General features: G+C 72.2%; 9 protein-coding genes. 4 read left to right on the top strand and 5 right to left on the bottom strand.

All coding sequences use genetic code 11. The features are described from left to right. Window positions 1–14 precede the first annotated feature (14 nt). The 4 genes from J2N69_RS29915 to J2N69_RS29900 all read right to left on the bottom strand — a co-directional run bounded on the left by J2N69_RS29915 (window position 15) and on the right by J2N69_RS29900 (window position 5,548). Entirely contained in the window at window positions 15–1,472 is a 1,458-nt protein-coding gene (locus J2N69_RS29915) for an NCS2 family permease (protein WP_230903469.1), read from the bottom strand. 179 nt (window positions 1,473–1,651) lie between these two features. Further along, window positions 1,652–4,039 (bottom strand): xanthine dehydrogenase family protein molybdopterin-binding subunit, encoded by a 2,388-nt coding sequence (locus tag J2N69_RS29910; RefSeq protein ID WP_230903468.1) that lies wholly within the window; start codon window positions 4,037–4,039, stop codon window positions 1,652–1,654. Between the two features lie 4 nt (window positions 4,040–4,043). Beyond that, entirely contained in the window at window positions 4,044–4,655 is a 612-nt protein-coding gene (locus tag J2N69_RS29905) for a (2Fe-2S)-binding protein (protein WP_127912331.1), read from the bottom strand. After that, window positions 4,655–5,548 (bottom strand): FAD binding domain-containing protein, encoded by an 894-nt coding sequence (locus tag J2N69_RS29900; protein ID WP_230903467.1) that lies wholly within the window; start codon window positions 5,546–5,548, stop codon window positions 4,655–4,657. Before J2N69_RS29900 ends, J2N69_RS29905 begins: the two co-directional genes overlap by 1 nt. 367 nt (window positions 5,549–5,915) lie before the next feature. Between J2N69_RS29900 and J2N69_RS29895 the strand changes: the two genes are divergently transcribed. Together J2N69_RS29895 and J2N69_RS29890 are read left to right on the top strand one after the other, a co-directional pair. Further along, window positions 5,916–7,592: a PucR family transcriptional regulator gene (locus J2N69_RS29895; protein WP_230903466.1), complete on the top strand. Its 1,677-nt coding sequence runs from the start codon at window positions 5,916–5,918 to the stop codon at window positions 7,590–7,592. A 219-nt stretch (window positions 7,593–7,811) separates the two neighbouring features. Next, on the top strand, window positions 7,812–8,573 hold the full coding sequence (locus J2N69_RS29890) for a hypothetical protein (protein WP_230903465.1): 762 nt from the start codon (window positions 7,812–7,814) through the stop codon (window positions 8,571–8,573). Between the two features lie 199 nt (window positions 8,574–8,772). Here J2N69_RS29890 and J2N69_RS29885 read toward each other — a convergent pair whose 3' ends face one another. Then, window positions 8,773–9,429: a GntR family transcriptional regulator gene (locus tag J2N69_RS29885; RefSeq protein WP_230903464.1), complete on the bottom strand. Its 657-nt coding sequence runs from the start codon at window positions 9,427–9,429 to the stop codon at window positions 8,773–8,775. Window positions 9,430–9,595: 166 nt separating this feature from the next. Here J2N69_RS29885 and J2N69_RS29880 point away from each other — a divergent pair, with 166 nt between their 5' ends. Further along, window positions 9,596–10,459 (top strand): (2Fe-2S)-binding protein, encoded by an 864-nt coding sequence (locus J2N69_RS29880; protein WP_230903463.1) that lies wholly within the window; start codon window positions 9,596–9,598, stop codon window positions 10,457–10,459. Window positions 10,460–10,638: 179 nt separating this feature from the next. Next, window positions 10,639–11,718 (top strand): DUF2637 domain-containing protein, encoded by a 1,080-nt coding sequence (locus tag J2N69_RS29875; protein WP_230903462.1) that lies wholly within the window; start codon window positions 10,639–10,641, stop codon window positions 11,716–11,718. The last annotated feature ends 39 nt before the right edge of the window (window positions 11,719–11,757 follow it).

The following is an 11,757-nucleotide window of genomic DNA, read 5'->3' as shown; positions in this document are numbered from 1 at the left end:
GAGGGCTCGGCGCCTCAGTGGACGCCCAGCCATCCTTCGATGGGGTTGAGGGCGAAGTAGACGAGGAAGATCAGCGTCAGGCCCCACATGAAGGCGCCGATCTCCCTGGCCTTCCCCTGGGCGATCTTGATGGCGACCCAGGCGATGACGCCCGCCGCGACACCGGTGGTGATGGTGTACGTGAAGGGCATGAGGACGACGGTCAGGAAGACCGGGATGGCGGTGGCCCGGTCGGCCCAGTCGACGTGCCGGGCGTTCATCATCATCATCGCCCCGATGACGACGAGCGCGGCGGAGGCGACCTCCTGGGGCACGATCGCGGTGATCGGCGTGAAGAAGAGGCAGGCCGCGAAGAACAGGCCGGTGACGACCGAGGCGAGGCCGGTGCGGGCGCCTTCGCCGACGCCGGTCGCGGACTCGACGAAGACGGTCTGGCCGGAGCCGCCCGCCACGCCGCCGATGGCGCCGCCGGCGCCGTCGATGAACAGCGCCTTGGACAGGCCGGGCATGCGGCCCTTGTCGTCGGCGAGGTTGGCCTCGGTGCCGACGCCGATGATGGTGGCCATCGCGTCGAAGAACCCGGCGAGCACCAGCGTGAAGACGATCATGCCGACCGTCATCGCGCCGACCTTCTCCCAGCCGCCGAACTCGACGGCGCCGAAGAGTGAGAAGTCGGGCGAGGAGACCGCGCTGCCGTGCAGTTCGGGGGCGCCGTTGGCCCACTGCTTGGGGTCGATGACATCCAGGGCGTTGAGGATGAGGGCGACGACCGTGCCGGTGACGATGCCGATCAGGATCGCGCCGGGGGTGTTGCGCGCCTGCAGCATGAAGATGAGGAGGAGGGTGCCCGCGAAGAGCAGGACGGGCCAGCCCGAGAGTTCGCCGGCCGGGCCGAGCGAGAGCGGGGTCGCCTTGCCGGGGTGGACGAAGCCACCCTTGACCAGGCCGATCATGGCGATGAACAGGCCGATGCCCATGGTGATGCCGTGCTTGAGGGCGAGCGGGATCGCGTTCATGATCATCTCGCGGAGCCCGGTGACCACCAAAAGCATGATCACGACGCCGTACATCACGCACATGCCCATGGCCTGCGGCCAGGTCATCTCGGGCGCGACCTGGGACGCGATCACTCCGGAGACGGAGAGTCCGGCGGCCAGGGCCAGCGGCACCTTGCCGACGAAGCCCATCAGGAGCGTGGTGGCCGCGGCGGCCAGCGCCGTCGCGGTGACCAGGGCCTGATGGCTCATGGTGTTGCCCGCGGCGTCCTTGCCGGACAGCAGAACGGGGTTGAGCAGGACGATGTACGCCATCGCCATGAAGGTGGTGATTCCGCCGCGCACCTCGCGCGCGACCGTGGATCCTCTCCGGGATATGTGAAAGTACCGGTCGAGCCAAGACCTGCCGGCCGGGACGCGGGAGCCGTGGCCCGCGTCCTCTGCGGTGGTCTTGGGCTCCACTGACGACTGGGTCATGGTGCCTACTCCCAAGGTTCACAGGGGCACCCGCAGAGCTGCGGGATTTGGGATGGTGCGTTGGCTGCACGACCCGGGGGACGGCCCGAGACGAACGACGTCGGAGGTGTGCGAAGGAGGGGGCCCGGGGGACGGCGGTCCCCCGGCCACTTCTTCTCCGCCTCCACCCCGGCCAGGGGTTACGTGCCGGTGAGGTGTTCGGGCCGTACCGGCGTCTTGTTGAGCTCCAGACCCGTCGCGTTCCTGATGGCCGCGAGGACCGCAGGGGTGGACGAGAGGGTCGGGGCCTCGCCGATCCCGCGCACTCCGTACGGAGCGTTGGGGTCGGCCAGTTCGAGGTAGTCGACCGGGATGGTCGGCGTGTCGAGGAGGGTCGGGATCAGGTAGTCCGTGAAGGAAGGGTTCTTCACCTTCGCGGTCTTCGGGTCGACGATGATCTCCTCCATCACCGCCACGCCCAGGCCCTGGGTGGTGCCGCCCTGGATCTGGCCGATGACGGAGAGCGGGTTGATCGCCTTGCCGACGTCCTGCGCGCAGGCCAGCTCGATGACCTTGACCAGGCCCAGCTCCGTGTCGACCTCCACCACCGCGCGGTGCGCGGCGAAGGCGTACTGGACGTGGCCGTTGCCCTGGCCGGTGGCGAGGTCGAAGGGCTGGGTGGGGCGGTGGCGCCACTCCTCCTCGATCTCCACGGCCTCGTCCTCCAGGACGTCCACCAGGGAGGCGAGGGCCTCGCCGCCGTCGGTGACGACCTTGCCGCCCTCCAGGAGGAGTTCGGCGCTCGCCCACGCCGGGTGGTACGAGCCGAACTTGCGCCGGCCGATCTCCAGCACCTTCTCGCGGACGAGGGAGCAGGAGTTCTTGATGGCGCCGCCGGTCATGTACGTCTGGCGGCCCGCGGAGGTCGAACCGGCCGAGCCCACCTGGGTGTCGGCGGGGTGGATGGTGACCTGCTGGACGCCCAGCTCGGTACGGGCGATCTGCGCGTGGATGGTGACGCCGCCCTGGCCGACCTCCGCCGCTGCGGTGTGGACGGTGGCGACGGCCTCGCCGTTGATGACCTCCAGGCGGATCTTGGCGGTCGAGTAGTCGTCGAAGCCCTCGGAGAAGCCGACGTTCTTGATGCCGACCGCGTAGCCGACGCCGCGGACGACGCCCTCGCCGTGCGTGGTGTTGGACAGACCGCCGGGCAGCGCGCGGACGTCGGCGCCCTCGCTGGACTCCCACTGGCGCTCGGGCGGCATCGGGCGGGCCTTGACGCGGCGCAGCAGTTCGGCGACCGGCGCGGGCGAGTCGACCGGCTGGCCGGTCGGCATGATCGTGCCCTGTTCCATGGCGTTCTTCTGCCGGAACTCCACCGGGTCCATGCCGAGCTTCGCGGCCAGCTTGTCCATCTGGGCCTCGTAGGCGAAGCAGGCCTGGACCGCGCCGAAGCCGCGCATGGCGCCGCAGGGCGGGTTGTTGGTGTAGAGGCCGATCGCCTCGATCTCGACGTCGTCGACGACGTACGGGCCGACCGAGAGGGAAGCGGCGTTGCCCACGACCGACGGCGTGGACGACATGTAGGCGCCGCCGTCCAGGACGATCTTGCACTTCATGTGCGTGAGCTTGCCGTCCTTGGTGGCGCCGTGCTCGTAGTGGAGCTTCGCCGGGTGCCGGTGGACGTGGCCGAAGAAGGACTCGTAGCGGTTGTAGACCATCTTCACCGGCTTGCCGGTGCGCAGCGCGAGTACGGAGGCGAGGATCTGCATCGAGATGTCCTCGCGGCCGCCGAACGCGCCGCCGACGCCGGCCATCGTCATCCGCACCTTCTCCTCGGGCAGGCCGAGGCAGGGTGCGATCTGCTTGAGGTCGGAGTGCAGCCACTGGGTGGCCACGTACAGGTCGATGCCGCCGTCCTCGGCGGGCACCGCGAGGCCGGACTCGGGGCCGAGGAAGGCCTGGTCCTGCATGCCGAAGGTGTACTCGCCGGTGACGATGACGTCGGCCCGCTTGGCGGCCTCGGCGGCGTTGCCCCGGATGATCGGCTGGCGGTGCACGATGTTGGGGTGCGTGACGTGGCCGGCGTGGTGGTCGCCGCGGTCCTCGTGGACCAGGATCGCGTCCGGGGCGAGCGCGGAGGCCTCATCGGTGACGAGGGGCAGCTCGCGGTACTCGATCTTGATCTTCGCGGCGGCGCGGCGCGCGGTCTCCGGATGATCGGCGGCCACGAGGGCGACCGGCTCACCGTGGTGGCGGACCTTGCCGTAGGCGAGGACGGGGGTGTCCTGGTACTCCATGCCGTAGTTCTTCGCGGCGGGCAGGTCCTCGTGGGTCAGGACGGCGTGGACGCCGGCCGTCGCGAGGGCCTCGGAGGTGTCGATGGACACGATCTCGGCGTGCGCCACCGTGGAGCGCAGGATCTGGCCCCACAGCATGTCCTCGTGCCACATGTCCGAGGAGTAGGCGAACTCGCCGGTGACCTTCAGGGTGCCGTCGGGGCGGAGCGTGGACTCGCCGATGCCGCCCTTGCTCTTGGCGCCCTGGGTGACCTTCGCGGGGATACCGGTCGTACGGGTGTCGGCCATGGCGTCAGGCTCCCTGGCTCGGAGCGGTCTCGGACTGGCGCGCGGCGGCGAGGCGTACCGCGTCCATGATCTTCTCGTAGCCCGTGCAGCGGCACAGGTTGCCCGAGAGCGCCTCGCGGATGTCCGCGTCGGACGGGCTCGGGTTGCGCTCCAGCATCTCGTCGGCGGCGACGAGCAGACCGGGGGTGCAGAAACCGCACTGGACGGCGCCGGCGTCGATGAACGCCTGCTGGATCGGCGACAGTTCGCCGCCCTCACCCGTCTGCGAGTCCAGCGGCTTGGCCTGCCACTGCTGGGCGTCCTGGAGCGACGTACCACCGGGGGTGCCGCACGCGCCGGTGCCGCAACCGCCGTGCTCGGCGCGCTGCTTGGCGTAGTCGGCGAGGCCCTCGACGGTGACGACGTCGCGTCCCTCGGCCTGTCCGGCGGCGACCAGACACGCGCACACCGGCACGCCGTCGAGCCGGACGGTGCAAGAACCGCACTCGCCCTGCTCGCAGGCGTTCTTGGAGCCGGGCAGACCCATGCGCTCGCGCAGCACGTACAGCAGGGACTCGCCCTCCCATACGTCGTCGGCTTCCTGCGGACGGCCGTTGACCGTGAAGTTGACACGCATTACGCGACTCCCTCCGTGCTGCCGCGGCTCGTGCCGCGGTACGACTCCCAGGTCCAGCCCAGCGTGCGGCGGGCCATGATCCCGACGGCGTGGCGGCGGTAGTTCGCCGTGCCGCGCACGTCGTCGATCGGGTTGGCGGCTCCGGAGGCGAGCTCCGCGAACTGCTTGGCGATCGAGGGGGTGATGATCTTCTTGCTCTCCCAGAAGCCGCCCTCTTCGAGAGCCGCGTTCAGGAATTCCTCCGCGGCCTTCGCGCGGATCGGGGTCGGCGCCGCGGAGCCGATGCCGGTCCGCACGGTCCGGGTCTCGGGGTGCAGCGCGATGCCGAACGCGCACACGGCGATGACCATGGCGTTGCGCGTGCCGACCTTGGAGTACTGCTGCGGCCCGTCGGCCTTCTTGATGTGGACGGCCCTGATCAGCTCGTCCTCGGCGAGGGCGTTGCGCTTCACGCCGGTGTAGAAGTCGTCGATCGGGATCAGGCGCGAGCCGCGCACCGACTCCACCTCGACCTCGCAGCCGGCGGCGAGCAGGGCCGGGTGGGCGTCCCCGGCCGGGGACGCGGTGCCGAGGTTGCCGCCGACGCCGCCGCGGTTGCGGATCTGCGGCGAGGCGACCGTGTGCGAGGCGAGGGCCAGACCGGGCAGCTCGGTGCGCAGCTCCTCCATGATCTGGGTGTACGGGACGGAGGCGCCGAGCCGGACCGTCTCCTCGCCCGTCTCCCACTCGCGCAGCTCGGCGATGCGGTTGAGGTCAAGCAGGTACTCGGGACGACGGTGATCGAAGTTGATCTCGACCATCACGTCGGTGCCACCCGCAATCGGCACAGCCGTGGGGTGCTCGGCCTTGGCGGCGAGCGCCTCCTCCCAGCTGGCGGGGCGAAGGAAGTCCATGAGGCTCTCTTCTTCGTGTCGAGGGTCGTTCGCTGCGAGGGGACCCGGAAGTTCCGTATCGGAGATTCCGTATCGGGGATTCCGTATCGGCCACTCGGGCCGTTCGCCCCTCGACTGCTCGTTCATCTGCTGTTAACGCGGAGTGGGGCAAGTACACCGCTCGCTCCTCCCGTGGGGTCAGTCACCGAAACCATGAAGGAGTTGGCTGGCCACGCCGCGCGTCTTGTAGATTCGTATGAAGAACGGGCCTCAGTAACCTCGCGGAATCCCCCGGGAAACCGCGGACCCCCGGCGGCACACGGCCCCGGGCCTGACGAGCCCACCTGCTTGTAGACCACATTCGAGACAGATCGGCGGCGACGACACCATGCGGCTGCGCGCACTCCTGGACACCGACGCGCTGGGCCTGCGGCTGCTCGGCGGCGAGGACGAGCTGGACCGCACCGTGCGCGGTGTGATGACCACGGACCTGCGGGACCCGAGCCGCTATCTGGCGGGCGGCGAACTGGTCCTGACCGGCCTCGCCTGGCGCCGCGACGCCTCCGACACCGAGCCGTTCGTCCGCATCCTCGCGAGCGCGGGGGTGGCGGCGCTCGCCGCGGGCGAGGCCGAGCTGGGCGCCATCCCCGCCGACATCGTCGAGGCCTGCGCCCGCCACCGCCTGCCGCTCTTCGCGGTCAACGAGTCCGTGGCCTTCGCGACCATCACCGAACACGTCGTGCGCCAGGTCTCCGGCGAGCGCGCGGGCGACCTCGCGGCCGTGGTGGACCGGCACCGCCGCCTGATGACCTCGGGCCCGGCGGGCGGCGGCCCCGACGTCGTCCTCGACCTGCTCGGCACCGACCTGGACCTGCGGGCCTGGGTCCTCTCGCCCGCCGGGCGCACCATCGCCGGGTCCGGCGCGGCGGGCACGGCCCTGCCCGGCGCCGTCTGCGCGCGGCTGGCCGGGGAGCACCTGGCCGCCGCCCGCACCGGGCGGCGCGGGCCGCACCGCGTGGCGGTGGAGGGCGTGACGTACTCGCTGTTCCCCGTCCGGACCAGTGGGCGAGGCGCGGGCGGCGCCTCGCGCGACGTGCGCGAGACGGTGCTCTCCGACTGGGTCCTCGCGGTCGAGGCCGACGCGGGCGACTGGCCCGAGGAGCGGCTCGACCTGCTCCAGGGCGTGACGCAGCTGATCGCGGTGGAGCGGGACCGGCGGGACGCCGCCCGCACGGTGCGCCGCCGCCTCGCCCAGGAGGTCCTGGAGCTGGTGCAGACCGGCGCCGCCCCGGCGGAGATCGCCGCGCGGCTGCGCGTCGCCGCGCCCGTGCTGCTGCCCGGGCTCGGCACGGCCCCGCACTGGCAGGTCGTGGTGGCCCGCGTCGAGTGGGAGGGCGGTGCCATCGAGGGCGGGCCGGTGGCCCAGGCCCTCCTGGAGGAGATCCTCGTCGACCCCGTCGCCGCGGGGCCCGAGCCGTCCGACCGTATCGCGGTCGCGCACACCGGCGACGAGGCCATCGCGCTGGTGCCGCTCCCCGCGGTCTCCACCGAGCACGACGGCCCCGAGACGGGGCTGCTCGCCGACGCCCTCCTGGAGTCGGTCCGCGAGCCGCTGTCGGCGGGCCTGGACGGCGACGGCCGCCTCACGTTCGGCGTCAGCGCCTCCGTCCACTCGGCGGAAGGGCTGCGCGGCGCCCTGGAGGAGGCGCGGCACGCCCGCCGTGTCGCCGCCGCCCGCCCCGGCCGGGTCTGCGCGGCCGGGCATCAGGAGCTGGCCTCGCATGTGCTGCTGCTCCCCTTCGTCCCCGACGACGTGCGCCGGGCGTTCACGGCACGGCTTCTGGACCCGCTGCGGGAGTACGACCAGCGGCACCGGGCCGAGCTGATCCCCACCCTGGAGGCGTTCCTCGACTGCGACGGGTCGTGGACGCGGTGCGCGGCGCGGCTGCACCTGCATGTCAACACGCTGCGCTACCGGGTGGGCCGTATCGAGCAGTTGACGAGCCGCGACCTCTCGCGGCTCGAGGACAAGCTCGATTTCTTCCTCGCCCTGCGGATGAGCTGAGGAAATCGGTCCGGGGCGCCCGGAAGGCCGTGGCGCCCCGGAGTCTCTCCCCCTGCCCGCCCTTTGTGAATTCTTTCACCCGGCCTCTTGGCCGGACCCCGCCATCCATGCTGAGATTCGCCCACGGCTCAACGGCTCGGACGCGACACCTCCGGCTCAACAGCTCTGACTCAACAGCTCAATGGCGTGCTCGGGGAGGGCAACGTGGCGCATACCGCCATGTCTGGTACCGGAACGATTGCAGGGAACGATCCACTCCAGACCGCGGTATGGCGGCTGCGCTCGCGCGGCTGCTGGACCGACGCGGCCGCGCTGCTGGCCCCGCGGACCGGGGCGGCTCCGGCGCTCCAGCGGGCCGCCCTCCTGGTCGAGCGCTGCCTGTTCACCGGGGACGGCTGGGGCGAGGCCGAGGACGGACTGCGGACCGCGGAGGCGCTGGCCGAGGACGACGGCGACCGCGGCGCGGCGGCCTGTGAGCGCGGTCAACTCGCCTACGCTTCTACGGTGTTGGGGGTACGCGACCGGGCCGACGAGGCGCGTACGGCGCTCGGCAGAGCGGCCGCGCTGCTCGCCCCGAACGCGGCGGGGCGGCCGCTGCTCGACTTCCGCCGGGGGCTGATCGCCGAGCACATCGCGGACGCGCCGCAGGCCGCGAAGGCCGCGTACCGCAGGGCGCATGCCGGGGCCACGGCGCACGACGACTGGCTGCTGCTCTCGTTCACCTGGCGGCACCTGGCCGGACTCGCCCTGCGGGACGGGGAGTTGGCGGAGGCGCGGCACGGCTTCGCCGAATCCCTGCGGATCAGGGAGGAGTTGGGGTACCTGGTGGGGACGGCGCCGGCGCTGGCGGCGCTCGCGGAGGCGGAGCCGGAGCCGGAGGCCACGCGGTTGCGGGCCGAGGCCACGCGGTTGTTCCGGCTGCTCGGTGGGGTGCCCGCCTGGCTCTCCCACCACCTCACGCCTCCGGCACCGGCGGTGTGACGACGCGTCCGGGGGTGCTGCCGGCTCGGCTTGGCGGTGCCTCCCCGCAGACCTCTCCCACCCACCCGCCCACAGAGGACAGCTTCGAGAGTGCCGTGCGGGCACGGCCTTGAAGCTGCAAAGCCACCCCGCACGGGCGGGTGGGTGGGAGAGGCCCTTGCGGGAAGCTGACGTGACCGCACAGCATCACCCGGCCCCCCTACGCCCCCGCGAAATGCTCCCCCACCAACCCCGGAACCACCGCGAGATCCTGCGCGACCAACGCCTCCAGCAACGCCACATGCTGCGCCGCGTCCGCCACCAGCCCCGCCCGCCGCCCCGCCGCGGAGCCCCCGCCCCGCGGCCACTGCGACCGCCGGTGCAGATCCTCCGCGACCTGGACCAGCTGCCGGTTGCCGGAGAGGGAGAGCACCGCGCCGTGGAAGGCGCGGTCGGCCTCGGCGTAGCGCGCGAGGTTCCCGCGGGCCGCCGCCGCCACGGTCGCCTCCGCGAGCGGCAGCAGCCCGGCCCAGCGCGCCGCGGGCACCGTACGGGCGAGCCGCAGCATCACCGGCACCTCGATCAGCGCCCGCACCTCCGCCAGCTCCGCCAGCTCCCGGGCGCCGCGCTCGACGACCCGGAACCCGCGGTTGGGCACGACCTCCACCGCGCCCTCGGACGCCAGCTGCTGCATCGCCTCGCGCACCGGCGTCGCGGAGACCCCGAAGCGCTCACCGAGCACCGGCGCCGAGTACACCTCGCCGGGCGTGAGCTCACCGTCCACCAGCGCGCTCCGCAGGGCGTCGAGGATCTGCCCCCGTACGGAGTTGCGTCGTATGACTCCCGCCCCGGCCCCGGCCTGCTCCACGACGTCCACCCGCGTCCACCCGCGTCCACTCGCCCGACCCGGAGCCCCGCCCCGATGGTCTGCACTTGAAAGGTACGAGAGGCACCATAGGCGGACAGGACCGCGGTTGAAACCTCGATCACGTCGGGTAAGGTAAGGCTAACCTGCAATCGATCGTGATTCGGTGGTCCCCCGCATGTCCGTTCCCACCTTGGCCGCGCCCGCCCGGAGCGCCTCCAGCGCCGTAGCGGACTCCTATGCCCGCCTCACCGAGGTGTTCCCAGGACTGCGCGTCATCGAGCTCGGTCCCGAGGAGCAGGCCCCCCAGGGCGGCGGCTGGGTCACCGCCGCCCGGCTCGCGGAGGGCGGGGCCGACCTCGACGCGTTTCTCGCGTGGGACAGCGCGCAGGTCCTGAAGGACTACGGCACGCGGGCCCGGCCGGACGTGGTCGCCGGCTTCGGCCTGCACCGGTACGCCTGGCCCGCGACGCTGCTGATCACGGTCCCGTGGTTCCTGCACCGCCGCGTCCCGCGCTTCCCGGTGGCGGACGTCTCCTTCCACCGCGCCCTCGGCCGGATGGCCGTGCGCGCGGACGGCTTCGCCTGCCTGCCGGACGACCCGGCCGCCGCGCTGCCCGGCGCCCGCGTCGTACCGGACGAGGAGGCGCTGCGCGCGGAGGTACGGGCGGCCGTCGCCGCACACATGGGTCCGCTCCTGGACGGCTTCGGCCCGCGGATGCGGCGCCGCTCCCGCGCCCTGTGGAGCGTCGCCACCGACGAGATCGTCGAGGGGCTGTGGTACATCGCGCACCTCCTCGGCGACGAGCGCCGCGCGATGACGGAGCTGGAACTGCTGCTGCCCGGCGCCACGAAGCCGTACGTGGGCACGGCCGGTTTCCGCGAGCTGACGGGCCCGGACGGCCAGACGCTGCCGACCCGGGACCGGGCGAGCTGCTGCATGTTCTACACGCTGCGCCCCGAGGACGCCTGCGTCACCTGCCCGCGTACCTGCGACGCCGAGCGCGTCGCGCGGCTGAGCGCGGCCGCCACGGCTGGCTGAATCCTCCTAAGAAGTCGAACTCAACGACCGTCTTCCGGAAGCCAGTTCGAGAAAAACCGGATTCTGTTCCCTCTCTCGCGCCCCCTTGGCGTTCTCTTGCCCCGAAACCCCCTTGAGGGCTGCTCCGTTCGGGTCACTATGGCGCCCGAAACGCCCTACCGCGATGCAAGGGACCCCCGATGAGACTGACCGACATATCGCTGGACTGGCTGCTCCCCGGCGGCGTCCTGCTCCTGGGCATGCTGGTGGCGGTTGCGGTGCTCGCGCGTGGCAGGCGAGGCCACGACAAGGCGGCGAAGACGGGCGCGGGCGACGACTCGTGGGAGCGCAGCGAGGAGCGCCGCAGGCGCAAGGAAGCCATCTACGGCACCGCGTCATACGTCCTGTTGTTCTGTTGTGCGGCGGTCGCCGCCGCCCTCTCCTTCCACGGCCTGGTCGGCTTCGGCCGGCAGAACCTCAGCCTCTCCGGCGGCTGGGAGTACCTCGTGCCGTTCGGCCTCGACGGCGCCGCGATGTTCTGTTCCGTCCTCGCCGTCCGCGAGGCCAGTCACGGTGACGCGGCGCTCGGCTCGCGTCTGCTCGTATGGACGTTCGCCGGAGCCGCGGCCTGGTTCAACTGGGTGCACGCGCCCCGCGGCCTCGGCCACGCCGGTGCCCCGCAGTTCTTCGCCGGGATGTCGCTGTCGGCGGCGGTGCTCTTCGACCGCGCGCTGAAGCAGACCCGCCGGGCGGCGCTGCGCGAACAGGGGCTGGTGCCGCGTCCGCTGCCGCAGATCCGTATCGTGCGCTGGCTGCGCGCTCCCCGTGAGACGTTCGGCGCCTGGTCGCTGATGCTTCTCGAAGGCGTACGCACTCTTGAGGAGGCCGTGGAAGAGGTGCGGGAGGACCGCCGCGAGAAGGAGCGCACGCGGACGCGCAGGCGCGATCAGGAGAAGCTGGACCGCGCCCGGCTCAAGGCGATCAGCCGCGGCCACCGGGGGTACGCCCGCGGCGGCCGTCAGGTGGAGGTGCAGGCCGTCGCCCCGGCCGCCGGGTCCGCGCAGGTCGGCGCGGACCCTGCCATAGCGGCGCAGGAACCGTCACCGGTGCGCACCCGGCCCTCGCTCCAGGCCGTCAAGGCCGACTCCGAGGCTGCCGCCCCCGGCACTCCCGTCGCCCCCGTCACCGTAGATCTCACCGCGGAGGACGACACCCAGGCCCTGCCCCGGCTCGACTCGCTGGAGCGGAAGCTGAAGGACCTTGAACAGCAGTTCGGCTGAGGCGAAGGCGACGACGCCGAGGCGCCCCGGCGGGGCCGG

The organism is Streptomyces huasconensis, assembly GCF_021028635.1.
Classification (GTDB): Bacteria; Actinomycetota; Actinomycetes; order Streptomycetales; family Streptomycetaceae; genus Streptomyces; species Streptomyces huasconensis.
Note: the sequence above shows the minus strand (reverse complement) of the source record. Positions and strands in the feature narration are given on the sequence as shown.